General features: G+C 63.7%; 14 protein-coding genes. 9 read left to right on the top strand and 5 right to left on the bottom strand.

All coding sequences use genetic code 11. From position 1 onward, the window contains the following. Positions 1–110: 110 nt before the first annotated feature. Entirely contained in the window at positions 111–1,313 is a 1,203-nt protein-coding gene (locus MFF34_RS23580) for an NAD(P)/FAD-dependent oxidoreductase (RefSeq protein ID WP_238216745.1), read from the bottom strand. A gap of 584 nt (positions 1,314–1,897) precedes the next feature. On the opposite strand from MFF34_RS23580, the gene MFF34_RS23575 reads away from it, so the two are divergent. Both MFF34_RS23575 and MFF34_RS23570 read left to right on the top strand, forming a co-directional pair. Next, positions 1,898–3,277, top strand: a complete 1,380-nt coding sequence (locus MFF34_RS23575) for an NAD(P)-binding domain-containing protein (RefSeq protein WP_238216743.1) — start codon at positions 1,898–1,900, stop codon at positions 3,275–3,277. Positions 3,278–3,370: 93 nt separating this feature from the next. After that, the gene (locus tag MFF34_RS23570; protein ID WP_238216741.1) at positions 3,371–3,910 is read left to right on the top strand and encodes an Rrf2 family transcriptional regulator; all 540 of its coding nucleotides are present in this window, start codon (positions 3,371–3,373) and stop codon (positions 3,908–3,910) included. 62 nt (positions 3,911–3,972) lie between these two features. Here the strand turns inward: MFF34_RS23570 and MFF34_RS23565 are convergent, their stop codons facing one another. After that, positions 3,973–4,881 (bottom strand): AraC family transcriptional regulator, encoded by a 909-nt coding sequence (locus tag MFF34_RS23565; protein ID WP_238216739.1) that lies wholly within the window; start codon positions 4,879–4,881, stop codon positions 3,973–3,975. A gap of 102 nt (positions 4,882–4,983) precedes the next feature. On the opposite strand from MFF34_RS23565, the gene MFF34_RS23560 reads away from it, so the two are divergent. Genes MFF34_RS23560 through MFF34_RS23540 form a run of 5 tightly spaced genes read left to right on the top strand, consistent with a single transcriptional unit; the run spans position 4,984 to position 9,421 of the window. Continuing rightward, entirely contained in the window at positions 4,984–5,544 is a 561-nt protein-coding gene (locus MFF34_RS23560; protein WP_238216737.1) for a carboxymuconolactone decarboxylase family protein, read from the top strand. A gap of 47 nt (positions 5,545–5,591) precedes the next feature. Then, positions 5,592–6,656: an acyl-CoA dehydrogenase family protein gene (locus MFF34_RS23555; protein ID WP_238216735.1), complete on the top strand. Its 1,065-nt coding sequence runs from the start codon at positions 5,592–5,594 to the stop codon at positions 6,654–6,656. Beyond that, complete coding sequence (locus MFF34_RS23550; protein ID WP_186703986.1) at positions 6,653–7,474, top strand: ABC transporter ATP-binding protein; 822 nt, start codon at positions 6,653–6,655, stop codon at positions 7,472–7,474. The genes MFF34_RS23555 and MFF34_RS23550 overlap by 4 nt, the downstream gene beginning before the upstream one ends. Then, complete coding sequence (locus MFF34_RS23545) at positions 7,461–8,666, top strand: ABC transporter substrate-binding protein (RefSeq protein ID WP_238216733.1); 1,206 nt, start codon at positions 7,461–7,463, stop codon at positions 8,664–8,666. Before MFF34_RS23550 ends, MFF34_RS23545 begins: the two co-directional genes overlap by 14 nt. Next, positions 8,666–9,421, top strand: a complete 756-nt coding sequence (locus MFF34_RS23540; protein ID WP_238216730.1) for an ABC transporter permease — start codon at positions 8,666–8,668, stop codon at positions 9,419–9,421. The genes MFF34_RS23545 and MFF34_RS23540 overlap by 1 nt, the downstream gene beginning before the upstream one ends. Before the next feature lie 33 nt (positions 9,422–9,454). Here MFF34_RS23540 and MFF34_RS23535 read toward each other — a convergent pair whose 3' ends face one another. Beyond that, on the bottom strand, positions 9,455–10,141 hold the full coding sequence (locus tag MFF34_RS23535) for a GNAT family N-acetyltransferase (RefSeq protein ID WP_085274349.1): 687 nt from the start codon (positions 10,139–10,141) through the stop codon (positions 9,455–9,457). Positions 10,142–10,221: 80 nt separating this feature from the next. Beyond that, positions 10,222–11,163, bottom strand: a complete 942-nt coding sequence (gene argC / locus MFF34_RS23530; protein WP_238216728.1) for an N-acetyl-gamma-glutamyl-phosphate reductase — start codon at positions 11,161–11,163, stop codon at positions 10,222–10,224. Positions 11,164–11,266: 103 nt separating this feature from the next. Here argC and MFF34_RS23525 point away from each other — a divergent pair, with 103 nt between their 5' ends. Continuing rightward, positions 11,267–12,145 (top strand): LysR family transcriptional regulator, encoded by an 879-nt coding sequence (locus tag MFF34_RS23525; RefSeq protein ID WP_238216726.1) that lies wholly within the window; start codon positions 11,267–11,269, stop codon positions 12,143–12,145. A 54-nt stretch (positions 12,146–12,199) separates the two neighbouring features. Here MFF34_RS23525 and MFF34_RS23520 read toward each other — a convergent pair whose 3' ends face one another. Next, the gene (locus MFF34_RS23520; protein ID WP_238216723.1) at positions 12,200–12,850 is read right to left on the bottom strand and encodes a TIGR04211 family SH3 domain-containing protein; all 651 of its coding nucleotides are present in this window, start codon (positions 12,848–12,850) and stop codon (positions 12,200–12,202) included. A 243-nt stretch (positions 12,851–13,093) separates the two neighbouring features. On the opposite strand from MFF34_RS23520, the gene MFF34_RS23515 reads away from it, so the two are divergent. Beyond that, positions 13,094–13,573, top strand: coding sequence for a VOC family protein (locus MFF34_RS23515; protein WP_238216721.1), 480 nt, complete (start codon positions 13,094–13,096; stop codon positions 13,571–13,573). Positions 13,574–13,979: the final 406 nt, after the last annotated feature.

Below are 13,979 nucleotides of genomic sequence, written 5' to 3'. Positions count from 1 at the left end.
TGTTTTATTTAAATGATGGCATATCGACATCATTATTGACCAGTCATTCAATGTAACGACATGTGCGGACAAATCCGTCGTTTTTTGACGGATTTATCCGCTTTCAGGTGTCAGACGATCGGGATCAGCGGGTCGGCAGCGGCCAGCGCCAGTGCCCGGTCTGCGGCGGGTGGGTAGATCCACACCGAGTTGATCTGGCGCTTGAGTGCCTTGCCTTCCTGGCCGTGCAACTTCAGCTCTCGCGCCCAGCCCTCGCTGTAGGCCGCACCCCAGTCGCCGAGGTCCAGGCAGGTGACGTATTTGGGCTGGCGATAGATGACCGGGTCGATACCCAGCAGGTCGGCAGCGGCATTGTTGCCGCAGTGACGGCCCATGGGGATGGCGTGCTGGCAGGTCATCAGGGCGTGGTTGCCCAGCTCATCGACCGCGGCCCAGGCGGTGTCGCCGGTGGCATAGATATGCGCCTGGCCAATCACTTTCAGGTGGTCGTCGACTCGCAGGCGGCCTGTGGCGTCACGCTCGCCGGCGACCTGTGCGGTCAAGGGGCTGGCCTTGACCCCTGCGGTCCAGATCACCGTGCTGCTGGCGATGTACTCGCCGTTGTCCAGGGTGACGCCGCCGGCATCGACGGCCACCACCGAGGTACCGGTCAGCCATTCGACACCTGCCTGAGCGGAGGCGGCCTCGATCGAGGGGGTGATGCCCGCGCCCAACGCCGCGCCTACACGGGCGCCACGGTCGACCACCAGCACACGCACCGCGCTGCCGTCACCGAGCAGGGCGCGCAAGCGTGCGGGCATTTCGGTTGCCGTTTCGATGCCGGTGAACCCGCCACCACAAACCACGACCGTGTTACGCGCCGGGGAAGCGGGCAGGGCGGCCAGCCCCAGCAGGTGCTGTTCCAGGCGCACGGCCGACTCCATCTGGTCGACATCGAAGCTGTGTTCGGCAAGGCCTGGTACAGCCGGGCGCGCCACCTGGCTGCCGGCGGCGAGGATCAGGCGGTCGTAGTGGATCTGCTGGGGCTGCCCCTGGGCATCGGTGTAGCTCACGCTGCGCCCGTCGGCGTCGATGCTGTCGGCGTTGCCAGGGATGAAGTGCACGCCCACGGCCTCGAACAACTCGCCCAACGGCGCCTTCATGCCATGCACATCCGCTTCGTAGAAGCGTGGGCGAATGCGCAGCTCGGGTTGAGGGGCGAGCACGCTGATACGCACGTCTTCACGTTGTGCCTGGTCCAGCAGGCGAGCAGCGCTCAGGGCGCTCCAGACACCGGCAAAGCCGGCACCGATGATCAGGATGTTGGATTTCATGCAGGTGCTCCGCAACGGTCATGTAGGGAAAGGGCTTCGATGACACAGCAAGTGCGTTCGAATAACTACGACTGTATTGGTCGTAGTTTGAGTCTGCAAGTTTTTTTTCGTCCCAGGTAGGGGCGCAACCCGCCGGTCAACACCTGGGAAGTCCGTGTTTTGATGGGTTTTTGGCAGTGAAACGAAGATTTTGCTGGCGACGAGCGGTCGTTCGGGGGCAGGGGGGGAGGGCCGCCATCCTTGATATCCCCACCCCCATCCGTTATAGATAAAAAAGAAACCATAAAGAAAAGAGGCCATTTCAGCCCCCATGTACGAGATCACACGTATCTTGCGCCCCTCAGGCCCCCATTACGCACCCTGCGCTAATGGATACGGGCCCACCCCCATGACACGCTCCCCGCTTTCGAGCCTGTACCACGTGTTGTCGATCCCGCCCGTCAACATCCTGCTTAGCCAGATGCGCAAACGCCCCGTCCCTCCACCTGCACCGTAACGCCTGAATTTCACCACCCCCGGCCTTTTGCCGTTTGGGGTTGGGGAGCCTTTGCATTTTTTCAGCGTTCAACTGTTCAGGAATCACTATGACTCTTCGTGTCGCTATCATCGGCGCCGGCCCGTCCGGCCTTGCGCAACTGCGTGCGTTCCAATCCGCCCATGCCCAAGGCGCCCCCATGCCTGAAATCGTGTGCTTCGAGAAGCAAGCCGACTGGGGCGGTATGTGGAACTACACCTGGCGTACTGGCCTAGACCAGCATGGCGAACCCGTGCACGGCAGCATGTACCGCTACCTGTGGTCAAACGGCCCCAAGGAATGCCTGGAATTTGCCGACTACAGTTTCGATGAGCACTTTGGCCGGCCGATCTCCTCGTACCCGCCGCGCGAAGTGCTGTGGGACTATATTCAGGGCCGCGTGAAGAAGGCCGGGGTGCGCGATTACATCCGCTTCAATACCGTGGTCAAGCACGTCAGCTTCGATGAAACCACCCGCGAGTTCACCGTTAGCGCCCACGACTACAGCGCAGGGCTTGGTATCGAGCAGGTGTTCGATTATGTGGTGGTGGCCAGTGGGCACTTCTCCACCCCACACGTGCCGGAGTTCGAAGGTTTCGAGCGTTTCATCGGGCGTATCCTGCACGCCCACGATTTTCGCGAAGCGATGGAGTTCAACGGCCAGGACCTGCTCATTGTCGGCAGCAGCTATTCGGCCGAGGACATCGGCTCGCAGTGCTACAAGTACGGTGCACGCTCGATCACCACGGCCTACCGCACGCAACCTATGGGCTACAAGTGGCCCAAGGGCTGGGAAGAACGCCCGCAACTGGTCCGGGTCGAGAACGACCTGGCGTACTTCGCCGACGGGTCGAACAAGCGCGTCGATGCGATCATCCTGTGCACCGGTTACCAGCATCACTTCCCGTTCCTGCCGGACGAACTCACCCTCAAGACCAACAACCGCCTGTGGCCTGCGGGGCTATACCAAGGCGTGGTATGGGAGCAAAACCCGCAGCTGATTTACCTGGGCATGCAGGACCTCTGGTACAGCTTCAACCTGTTCGACGCACAGGCATGGTTTGCACGCGACTACATGCTGGGGCGCATCACGTTGCCGGCCAAGGCCGCCATGCATGCCGACAGCGAGCGCTGGCGCGAGGATGAGCTGGGCCTGGAAACCACGGCCTCGATGTACGAATTCCAAGGCCGATACATCAGGCACCTGATCGAGCAGACGGATTACCCGAGCTTCGATATCGAGGCGGTGAACCGCATCTTCCTGCAATGGAAGACCGACAAGAAGCACGACATCATGGGCTACCGCGACAAGTCGTACCGCTCGGTGATCACCGGCACCAAAGCGGTGCCCCACCATACCCGCTGGATGCAGGCGATGGACGACTCGCTGCAGGAGTACTTGCGCGAAACGGACGGCAAGCAAGGTGAGGTGAAGGTACTGCGCGGGTAGGCGCCACCGGTTTTCTATCGCGTCAAACGAGGGAATGCTTTCGGCGCTGGCGCTATCGGCGTATTATTGCGACAAAGTTGGTCGGAGATTGATATGTCGCTGTACAGTGCTGGCGTCGAATATGGCATCCATTGCCTGCTGTACCTAGTGGATGAGCGCGGTGACACGCGCGAGTCCAGCGTGCGCGACCTTGCGGCGCTGCAAGGCGTGCCGCAGGAATACCTGGCCAAGGTGTTCACCAAGCTGGCTCGCGCCGGCTTGGTGGTTGCCACTGAAGGGGTTCGCGGCGGTTTCCGCCTGGCGCGGCCGTCGGATGAGATCACCGTGCTGGATATCGTCACGGCTATCGACGGGCCGAAGAAGATCTTCGATTGCCGTGAGATTCGCGAGCGTTGCACGCTGTTTGATGGATCACCACCGGGTTGGGCGACCGAAGGCACCTGTGCGATTCATGCGGTGATGCTGAGCGCGCAAAAGCGCATGGAAGAGGCGCTGGCGCAGCAGACCATCCTAGACCTGGCGCGGCGCGTGGGGCGCAAGGCGCCTGCCGCGTTCGGGCAGCAGGTCAATGAATGGATGGGGGAGCGGCGGGATGGCAAGGGTGGCGGTGATATCCCGGTGAGTCAGGTCTAAGTCAACCTGCCCAGGCTCTTCGCGGGCAAGCCCGCGAAGAGGCCCGACCAGGCAAGCACAAATCAACGCCCCTCATGCTGCCTGCGATACGCCCCCGGCTGCACCCCGACGGCCTTGGCAAACGCCCGGGTAAACGCCGCCACCGACTGATACCCCACCTGCGCACCCACCTGCTCCACGGTGTTGCCTGCTTGCAACAGCTGGGACGCATGGCGCATGCGCAACGCCAGCAGCACCTGCCCCGGTGACTGCCCGGCCAGTTCGTTGAAACGCTTGAAAAACGCTGACCGCGACAGCCCCGTGCACGCGGCCATGCTCTCCAGCGTCCAGGCTTGCCCAGGCTGTTCGATCAGTTGCACCAGCAACGCGGCAAACGCCGGCTGCCGGGCCAGCGCCACCAGCCCGCCGAGGGGCTGCCCGGCATGCACTTGCTGGCGCAGTACGTACAGGAACAACAAATGCGTCAGCCGCTCCAGCAAGGTCTGCGACGGCGGTAGGCGTTCGCATTCTTCCAGGATCAGCCCGAACAGCGCCCGCGCCGCATGCCCGGCGGGCTCGTTGGCGCGCAGCAGAATCCAGTCGGCCAGGCCTTCCACGATCAATGACGACAGCCCCGGGCGAAAGTGAAAGAACCCGCACACCAGCCCCACGCCATCGCCGGCAGTGGCATCCAGAGCCTGCATCGCCTGGCGCGGCTGGGCGCAGGCGCTGACGGGGTTCTGGTCACTGGACAGCCGATACGCCAGGTCACGCAGCAAAAAAACCGCATCCCCAGCTTCCAGCCGCACTGCCTCGGCCTGGCCATCGAGGTGCAGCCAGCAATGGCCCTGCACGACCAGGTGGAAACTGGCGCGGCCCATGCCTTGCGTGCTGGCATGCCAGCCGCCGCAATAGCGGCCGACATGAAACAGGCTGGCGTCGAGCTCCAGGCCTTCTAATAACCAATCGACAAGGTGGCTGGACGAAATCATCTAATGCAAAGACTCAGGAGCAAGGAAAGGCGACTGATGAATATGGAGGGTAGTTCTTATAACCAACAGACTGTAAGGACACCCACCACAGGAGACCCCTCCATGTCCTCGCGCATCACTTTACACACTCTGCAGAGCGCCCCGGAAGCGGCCCGTCCATTCCTTGAAAATGCCCAGAAAAATTCCGGCTTCATCCCCAACCTGCTCGGCGTGCTGGCCAACGCCCCGGCAGCGCTGGAAACCTACGTGACCGTGTCGGCGCTCAACGGCAAGTCCGAGCTGACCTTGGCCGAGCGTGAGGTGGTGCAGTTGATTGCTGCCACCCAGCATGGCTGCGACTTTTGTGTCGCCGGCCACACCGCAGTCGCGCTGAACAAGGCCAAGCTGCCGCAGCCAGTGGTCGATGCGCTGCGTGCGCGGGGCGAACTGCCCGATGCCCGTTACGAGACCCTGGCCGCGTTCGCTCGCGAAGTCATCGCTACCCGTGGCAACGTCAGCGAGGCCACCTACCAGGCATTTCGTGAGGCCGGCTTCAGCGAAGGCAACGCCTTGGAAGTGATTCTGGGCGTGAGCCTCGCAACCCTGTGCAACTTTGCTAATGTTTTCGCCCAGACGCCGCTCAACGACGAACTGAGCAAGTACCGCTGGCAGCCTTCTGCGTAATCCGCGTGTGGTGCCGGCCCCGCCGGCGTTTTCAAAGGAGTACAGACATGCAAGATTGTGCATTTCGGCAATGGCTGGATGCCAACGCCGAGGCCATTGACCAGGGCACGTGCGAGCCGCACCTGGTGCTGGCGCAGATCGCTGAAGCGCAGGTGCTGCGCATCGGCGTCGATCCGGCCCAGGGCGGCACGGGCGGGCAGGTGACCGATGCGGTCGAAGCCATCGCCGCCATTGCCAGCCGTTCGTTGGCGGCGGCGTTCGTCTGCTGGGGCCAGCGCGCCTTCATTGAATACCTGCTGCAAAGCCCTAACCGGTCACTGCGCGAACGCCTGCTGCCGAAGTTGCTGACAGGCGAGCTGGCAGGCGCCACCGGGTTGTCCAACGCCATGAAGTTTCTCTCGGGCATCGAGCGCCTGCAGGTGCGTGGGCGCCCCAGCAGCGAGGGGTGGAACCTGGAGGGCCGCTTGCATTGGGTGACCAATCTGCGCAAGAGCGGTTTTGTGGTGGCCGCGGCCATCGAGTGCGATGCCGAGCGCGCGCCTTTCGTGTTGGCCATTCCGTCAGAGGTGCAAGGGCTGGAGCGCTCGGACGACTTGCAACTGATGGGGCTGCAATCGAGCAATACCGCCGCGCTGGCGTTCCATCAGGTCGAGCTGGGCCGCGAGTGGTTGCTGCATGAAAACGCCCGTGAGTTCCTGCCCAAGGTACGCCCGGCCTTCCTCGCGCTGCAATGCGGCATGGCCATCGGCCTGGCCCGGCGCGCGTTGGATGAAGTGGCGGCGCACCTGCAAGGCCGTGGTTCGTTCCTCGAAGAGGCCCGCCAGGTGCTCAAGGAACGCCTGGAAAACACCGTGAGTGAACTCAAGCAGGGCCTGCTCGACGGGCGCTTCCTGCAGCAGCCAGCGGCGTTGTTCAAACTGCGCATCATCCTTGCCGAAAGTGCTGCCGACGCGGTGCAGCTCGAGCTGCAGGCCAGTGGTGGCAAAGCGTACCTCAGCGAGTACGGCCAAGGTTTCGCGCGCCGTTGGCGCGAATCGGCGTTCGTGCCCATCGTCACGCCAAGCCTGGTGCAGCTGCGCGCCGAACTGCAACGCCAGGCGGGCACGGCATGAGCGAAGTCGTGCTGCAAGCCCGAGCTATCAGCCTCGGCTACCCCCGCGAGGGTAGCTGGCACGAGGTGCTGGCGCGGTTCGACCTGCAGTTGGCACCGGGCGAAGTGGTGTCCATCCTGGGCCCCAGCGGGGTTGGCAAGTCCAGCCTGTTGCGGGTGCTGGCGGGCTTGCAGGCACCGCGTGGCGGCAGCGTGATGTTGCACGGCGAGCCGTTGCAAGGGCCGCACCCGCGCCTGGCGGTGGCCTTCCAGGACCCCAGCCTGTTGCCTTGGCTGAGCCTGGAAAAGAACGTCGCCTTCGGCCTGGATTTCGCTCGCCAACCCAAGTTGGCCGCCACCGAACGGCGTGCGCGCATCGACCATGCCATTGCCGCCGTGGGCTTGGACCATGCCCGTAACCAGTACCCGGCGCAGCTGTCCGGTGGCATGGCCCAACGCACGGCGTTGGCGCGCTGCCTGGCGCGTCAGCCTGAAGTGCTGTTGCTTGACGAGCCGTTTGGTGCACTCGACGAAGTGACCCGCGCCGACATGCAGCAACTGCTGCTGCAACTGATCGCCACCCACAATACCGCTGCGGTGCTGATCACCCACGATATCGACGAAGCCCTGCTGCTGTCCGATCGGGTCCTGCTACTGGGCAACCACCCAGCGCAGGTGCTCGGCCAGTGGCGCATCGACCTGCCGCAACCGCGCGCACAGCGGGTCGAGGAACTGGGCGCGCTGCGTATCGAGATTGTCAAAACCCTTCGGCGGGCAAGCCGCACAGACCCACCTTCCTCAACCCCCTTGCCCTCGGAGGCTGTCCATGTGCATGGATGACTGCTGTTCCGCTTCTTCGCGTCGCGACTTCCTCAAGCTTGGCGCCATGCTTACTGCTGCCGGTGCGTTGCCGCTGCTGTCGAGCCTGCAGGCCCGTGCGGCTGCCGAGCCGGACGCGCCGGTGCGCATCGGCTACCTGCCGATCACCGACGCCACCCCCTTGCTGGTAGCGCACAACAATGGCCTGTTCGAGGCCGAAGGCATCAAAGCCGAGCGCCCAGTGCTGCTGCGCAGTTGGGCGCAGGTGATCGAAGCGTTCATTTCCGGCCAGGTCAACGTCATCCATTTGCTGTCGCCGATGACCGTCTGGGCACGTTACGCCAGCAAGGTACCGGCCAAGGTCGTGGCCTGGAACCATGTGGGGGGGTCGGGGCTGACCGTGGCGCCCGACATTACCGACATGAAGCAGTTGGGCGGCAAGACCGTGGCCATCCCATTCTGGTATTCGATCCATAACGTGGTGCTGCAGCAGATGCTCAACGACAGCGGCCTGACCCCGGTGTCGAAACCTGCCAATGCGCAGTTGGCGGCCACCGAGGTCAACCTGCTGGTGCTGCCACCGTCCGACATGCCGCCGGCACTGGCCAGCAAACGTATCGCTGGCTACATCGTCGCCGAACCGTTCAACGCCCTGGCCGAGAACCTCAAGGCGGGCCGCGTACAGCGCTTTACCGGCGATGTGTGGCGCAACCACGCCTGCTGCGTGGTGTTCATGCACGAGCACGACCTCAACAACCGCCCGGAGTGGTCGCAGAAGGTGGTCAACGCTATCGTCAAGGCCCAGCAGTGGACGCGCGAGCACCGCGCCGAAGCCGCCGCGCTGCTGTCCAAGGCCGGCCCCAACAAGTACACCCCGCACGAAGTGACGGTGTTGAGCAAAGTCCTGGCGCCAGCCGCCGAAGACCGCGCAGGCTATATCGCCAGTGGCGCGATCCAGCATCAGCAGTGGGACGAAAAACGTATCGACTTCCAGCCATACCCGTTCCCCAGCTACACCGAAGCACTGATCAAGCGCCTGCAGCACACCCTGATCGAAGGCGACAGTGGTTTTCTGGCTGGCCTGGACCCAGCGCACACTGCCCGCGACCTGGTCGACGACCGTTTCGTGCGCAACGCCATCGCCGCCGTTGGCGGGCCGTCGGTGTTCGGCATTGCCGACAACTTCGAGCGTAGCGAGGAGTTCGCGGTCTGATGCGCAAGCATGTCGTTCATACCGGCCTGGGCTTGGCCGGGCTGCTGGGGTTGCTGCTGGCATGGTGGGCCGGCGTGGCGTGGTTTGGCGAGGCCGATGGCCTGTCGGCGCGCTTTTCGCCGGCGGCAACCCTGGCCAGCCTGGTCGAGCTGCTGGGGCAGGGCGAGGTCTACGGCCACGTGTGGGTCAGCCTCAAGCGTATCCTGATCGGGCTGTTGCTGGCCTTGTTGATCGGTGTCCCCCTCGGCTTGCTGGTGGGCAGCTATCGGCACCTGGAGGCGGCGACCACGCCGGCCTTCCAGTTCTTGCGGATGATCTCGCCGCTGTCGTGGATGCCGGTGGTGGTGATGCTGATGGGGGTGGGTGACCAGCCGATCTATTTCCTGCTGGCATTTGCCGCGCTGTGGCCGATTTTGCTCAACACTGCGGCAGGTGTGCGTCAGCTCGACCCGCGTTGGTTGCAACTGAGCCGCAGTTTGAGTGCTACGCGCTGGGAGACCTTGTGCAAGGTCATCGTGCCAGGGGTGATCGGCCATGTGCTGACGGGCGTGCGCCTGGCCATCGGCATCCTTTGGATCGTGCTGGTGCCCTGCGAGATGCTGGGGGTAAGTGCGGGGTTGGGGTATTTCATCCTCGACACCCGTGACCGGCTGGCGTATTCGGAGCTGATGGCGATGGTGCTGCTGATCGGGGTGCTGGGCTTCATGCTCGATGCCCTGGCGCGTGCGTTGCATCGGCGTTGGGTGCACGGCTGAAAAGAGCTGGGGCCGCCGTGCGGCCCTACAGCATCAGTGCACGGTCTTGCGCTGGCGGACACATTCCTGCGCTTGAATGGCCAACTGGTCCAAGCGCTCGTCGCGCAGCTGTTCGGCCTCGATCATCGCATCCTCGCCTTGCTGGTTGAGCAGGTAGGTGTGGATTTGATGCACCTCGGTGGTCTGGTAGATCGGCCCGATATCCAGCCGACCGATCAGCGCCTCGCTGGCCTGGCCGGTGCTGCTCATCAGCACCTGTGGCCCGTTGGCTGCCACCACCTGCATGCCCATCGCTTCGAACCACGGCACCTGGCCGGCAAAGGTGTTCAGCTCGACATAGGCATGTTGCGCCTGCAGGTCACCTAACAGTGCGCGGGCGATGCCTTGGCGGCGATGGCTGGCGCGCACGGCAAGAAATGCCAGTGCGCAGGTTTGCGCATCATCATCGGCCGGCAACGCCAGGGCGAAACCGAGCAGTTGGTCTGGGGCATCGGCGTCCAGCGCCAGGGTCAGCGTCACCGACAGGCCGCGTTTACCGTCCATGGCCTGCAAGTACTGGTGCACTTCCATGCCGACGCCGTACTGGTACAGCGGATACAGCGGGTTGTCGGCAAGAATGGCGACGCTGCTCAATTCGCCGACGTGATGGATCACCAGCTCACGGATCTGGTTCTGGAAAGACTCGGGCGGCACGCTGTCAAGGCGGCTCAGGATGAACATCGGGGGGAAGGCTCCGGCGGCTAGGAATACAACCCGCGCCATGCTGACGCGGGACGTACAGTTTAACCGGTTTTGCCCAATCAGCCTTGCGCCTGTAGCGCGGCGAGCATCAGGTCGAGGTTTTGCACCGCCGCCCCGGACGCGCCTTTGCCCAGGTTATCGAATACAGCGGTCAGCAGCACCTGGCCATGCGCCGGGTTGGCGTACAGCGCCAGGCGCAGGTCGTTGCTGTCGTTCAATGCTTCGGGGTCGAGTGCTGCGGCGGGGCCTTGTTGGTGCAGGGGCATCAGCTGAACGTGGGGAGCTCCTTGGTAGTGTTGTTCCAAGCAGGCCTGCAGGTGTTCGGCGCTGACCTGGCCGGGCAGCAGGCGCAACTGCAGCGGGATGCTGAGCACGATGCCCTGGCGATAGGCGCCGTAACCAGGCATGAACACCGGCCGTGCCGACAGCCCGGCGTGTTGCTGGATTTCCGGTACATGCTTGTGTGCCAGTTCCAGGCCATACAGCTGCAGGGTTGGGGTGTTCTCGGCACTCGGCTGCTCATGGCGTTCGACCGCGGCGCGGCCGCCGCCGGAGTACCCCGAGATGGCGTGAATGCTCAGCGGGTAATCCGCTGGCAGCAACCCGGCGGTGATCAGCGGGCGCAGCAGGGCAATCGCGCCGGTGGGGTAGCAGCCGGGGTTGCTGACGCGTGTGCTGTGAGCGATGCGCTCGGCTTGCTGCGCGTCCAGTTCCGGCAGGCCATAGACCCAGCCGGGGCTGGTGCGGTGGGCGGAGCTGGCGTCGATGACCCGAACGTGCGGGTTGTGGATTGCCGCGACGGCCTCGCGGGCGGCGTCATCGGGCAGGCAGAGCACGGCGATGTCGGCGCTGTTGATGGCTTCGGCGCGGCGCTGCGGGTCTTTACGCTCGGCCTCGGGCAGGGTCAGCAGGCGCACATCATTGCGCCCGTGCAGGCGGGCGTGAATCTGCAGGCCAGTGGTGCCTTGGTCACCGTCGATAAAAACAACAGGGGTATGCATGGTCGAGGTCCGGTCAGGGGAGGGTGGCCTATGCTCGCCCGCGGCTGGACTAAAGGAAATTTGAATATCATGATGCTGATGTTCATTATTTCTGAAGCTAGTCATGCGCGAAATCAGCCTCGACCGCCTCCGCACGCTGGTCGAAATCACCGACCTCGGCTCGTTTGCCGAGGCCGCTCGCCGGCTCAACCTGGCCCCACCCACCATCAGCCTGCATGTGGCCGAGCTGGAGGCACGGGTCGGCGCGCCCTTGCTCACCCGCAACCGTGGGCAGGTACGGCCTACGGCCATCGGCGAGACGCTGCTGGCCCGAGCCCGTCGCTTGCTGGCCGATGCCGACCTGGCGCTGGATGAGGTGCGCCGTCAGGTCGAGGGGCTGACTGGCCGGGTCCGCCTGGGTGCTTCGACTGGCGCCATTGCCCACCTGTTGCCCAAAGCGCTCGAGTACCTGCGCGAAGTGCACCCGGGGATTGATGTGCAGGTGCAGGTGCTGACCTCGCAGGCGTCGCTGGCGCGGTTGCGCGAGGGGGCCTTGGACATTGGCCTGGTGGCCTTGCCGCAAGTGGCAGGCAAAGGGCTCAAGATCACCCCGTGGCGACGCGATCCGATCTTGGCCTATGTGCCGGCCGACTGGCAGCCGCCGGCCAAGGTTACTCCGGCATGGTTGGCGCAGCGGGCGTTGATTCTCAATGACAGCAGCACGCAGTTGTCGCGGGTGACGGGGGAATGGTTCGCTGCGGCGGGGTTGTTCCCCGAGCCGCGCATCGAGCTGAACTACAACGATGCGATCAAAAGCCTGGTGGGGGCCGGCTACGGCGCGACATTGCTGCCGCAGGAGGGCGAGGCGCACGAGCTGGACCGGCGGATTGCCCGGCGACCGTTGCGTCCGGGGTTGTGGCGGCAACTGGGCATCGCCTGCCGTGAAGGGCAGGCTGAACGTGCCACAGCGCATGTGCTCGAGGCTTTGGAGCGGCTGTTGTAGGGGGCGGGTGCATGCCTCCTGGCGCCCGCCTCAAGCCCCCTGAAGCACCCCAAATCAGAACCAGCGGTCATTCTTCTTCCGCCCACGCGTCAGCGCCGGCAAGATCAACCCCATCAGCAGGCCCGCGCCTGCAATACTGCCGCCGTACACCATATAGCGCATCATCACCTGCTTGTTCTCATCCCCCAGGCGGGCCTGGGTATCGCGCAAGGTCGACTGGCTCTGGTCGAGCTGTTCATTCAGCGCTTTGTTGCGCGCTTCCAGCTCGTCGATCAGGTGCTTGCGCGAGTCCAGTGTCTCTTGCATGCCCTGCACGCGGTTTTTCCAGCTGTCATCAATGCTCTTGAGCTGCCCGGACAGGTCGGCGACCTGGGCATCGAGCTGCGGCAGGCGTTCGCCCTGGCCCGGCACCGCCTGCAGGTCGCTGCTGAGGATCCACACCAGGTCGCCATTCTGCCCACGCACCTGGCTGTAGTTGCCTTGGGTGGTGACCAGCGTCAGTTTCTGGCCGGACTTGAGGGTGCCGACAATCCGGTGGCCATCGGTCGGGCCGCTGCGCACGTAGGTGCTCAGGCTGTCGCTGACCCAGCGCGCGTCGCTGGCAGGCTCCTCGGCATGCACCGGGGCGGCGAGGGCCACCAGGGCTGCGATCAGGCCGCCGCGCAGGGCTGGGAGGGCGGAGAGTGTGGGGCGGGATTCGGGCATGTTGGTCTTCGCTGAAACAGGACAAAAGTAGGCCCGCTGACTGGGCCGGTGAACCGGTCGGTGAGTTGACCGTCAGCGAAAGACCTTTTTTATGTAAGCAGGTTCACTACCTAACGTCGGAAATGTCTGCAGAATGTTGCAAAGACCGGCCGTCCTGAAGGCGTATGCCGGGCCACGCAGCGGCGCCGACGGCAAGGCCGTGAACTAGACTCAAGGGCCCACATTCATTCATGGAGCCCTGCCATGACTGCCAAAAACACGATCTGCCTGTGGTACGACCATGACGCCGAAGAGGCGGCCAACTTCTACGCCCGCACCTTCCCCGACAGCCGGGTAGTGGCGGTGCACCAAGCCCCTAGCGATTACCCGTCGGGCCAGCAAGGCGATGTGATTACCGTCGAGTTCATCGTCATGGGCATCCCCTGCGTTGGGCTCAATGGGGGCAAGGCCTTTAGCCATAGCGAGGCGTTCTCGTTTCAGGTCAGCACCGAAGACCAGGCCGAGACTGACCGGTTGTGGGATGCCATCGTCAGCCATGGCGGCGAGGCCAGCGTCTGTGGCTGGTGCAAGGACAAGTGGGGGCTGTCGTGGCAAATCTGCCCACGCATCCTGATCGAGGCCATTGCCAATCCCGACCGGGCTGCTGCCAAGCGGGCGTTCGAAGCCATGATGGAAATGGGCAAGATCGATGTCGCCAAGATTGAGGCAGCATTGAAGGGGTGACCCACTTACCCGGTAGGAGCAGCCTTGTGCTGCGAAGAGGCCGGTGCCCCCATCCTGAACCGTGGGTGTGTGCACCGGCCTCTTCGCAGCGCAAGGCTGCTCCTACAGTCCCTATGCCGTGGCAAGCCCAGGGCCCCGGCATACCATAAATTGACGCTTCCGTTCTATTCCATGCCGATTGCCAGGGCTACAGTTCAGCCAGTCCTTCACAAAAGCCCGCTACCCCGAGGCTTTGCCAGCGTGCCACGCACCGCTGGCTCAACCATAAGATCATCACAGTTCTGATTCGCTCACTGCTTTTTGAGCACCCTGCCAATCGCACGTCTGCAGCTGTTTCCGCCCATGGAAAGGATGCCGATCATTTATTGGTCATAACAAAAACAAAGAGGGTCGTATGAGCCATGCC

The organism is Pseudomonas sp. PAGU 2196, assembly GCF_022179005.1.
GTDB lineage: Bacteria > Pseudomonadota > Gammaproteobacteria > Pseudomonadales > Pseudomonadaceae > Aquipseudomonas > Aquipseudomonas kermanshahensis.
The sequence above is the reverse complement of the archived record's forward strand: the minus strand, read 5'-3'. Positions and strand labels throughout refer to the sequence as shown.

What these genes read in the sequence shown, in the direction of transcription:
- MFF34_RS23575 (WP_238216743.1), top strand. Translation starts at nt 1,898, where the DNA reads ATGACTCTTCGTGTCGCTATCATCGGCGCCGGCCCGTCCGGCCTTGCG.
- MFF34_RS23565 (WP_238216739.1), bottom strand. Translation starts at nt 4,881, where the DNA reads ATGATTTCGTCCAGCCACCTTGTCGATTGGTTATTAGAAGGCCTGGAG.
- MFF34_RS23560 (WP_238216737.1), top strand. Translation starts at nt 4,984, where the DNA reads ATGTCCTCGCGCATCACTTTACACACTCTGCAGAGCGCCCCGGAAGCG.
- MFF34_RS23580 (WP_238216745.1), bottom strand. Translation starts at nt 1,313, where the DNA reads ATGAAATCCAACATCCTGATCATCGGTGCCGGCTTTGCCGGTGTCTGG.
- argC (WP_238216728.1), bottom strand. Translation starts at nt 11,163, where the DNA reads ATGCATACCCCTGTTGTTTTTATCGACGGTGACCAAGGCACCACTGGC.
- MFF34_RS23525 (WP_238216726.1), top strand. Translation starts at nt 11,267, where the DNA reads ATGCGCGAAATCAGCCTCGACCGCCTCCGCACGCTGGTCGAAATCACC.
- MFF34_RS23555 (WP_238216735.1), top strand. Translation starts at nt 5,592, where the DNA reads ATGCAAGATTGTGCATTTCGGCAATGGCTGGATGCCAACGCCGAGGCC.
- MFF34_RS23515 (WP_238216721.1), top strand. Translation starts at nt 13,094, where the DNA reads ATGACTGCCAAAAACACGATCTGCCTGTGGTACGACCATGACGCCGAA.
- MFF34_RS23535 (WP_085274349.1), bottom strand. Translation starts at nt 10,141, where the DNA reads ATGTTCATCCTGAGCCGCCTTGACAGCGTGCCGCCCGAGTCTTTCCAG.
- MFF34_RS23520 (WP_238216723.1), bottom strand. Translation starts at nt 12,850, where the DNA reads ATGCCCGAATCCCGCCCCACACTCTCCGCCCTCCCAGCCCTGCGCGGC.
- MFF34_RS23550 (WP_186703986.1), top strand. Translation starts at nt 6,653, where the DNA reads ATGAGCGAAGTCGTGCTGCAAGCCCGAGCTATCAGCCTCGGCTACCCC.
- MFF34_RS23540 (WP_238216730.1), top strand. Translation starts at nt 8,666, where the DNA reads ATGCGCAAGCATGTCGTTCATACCGGCCTGGGCTTGGCCGGGCTGCTG.
- MFF34_RS23545 (WP_238216733.1), top strand. Translation starts at nt 7,461, where the DNA reads ATGTGCATGGATGACTGCTGTTCCGCTTCTTCGCGTCGCGACTTCCTC.
- MFF34_RS23570 (WP_238216741.1), top strand. Translation starts at nt 3,371, where the DNA reads ATGTCGCTGTACAGTGCTGGCGTCGAATATGGCATCCATTGCCTGCTG.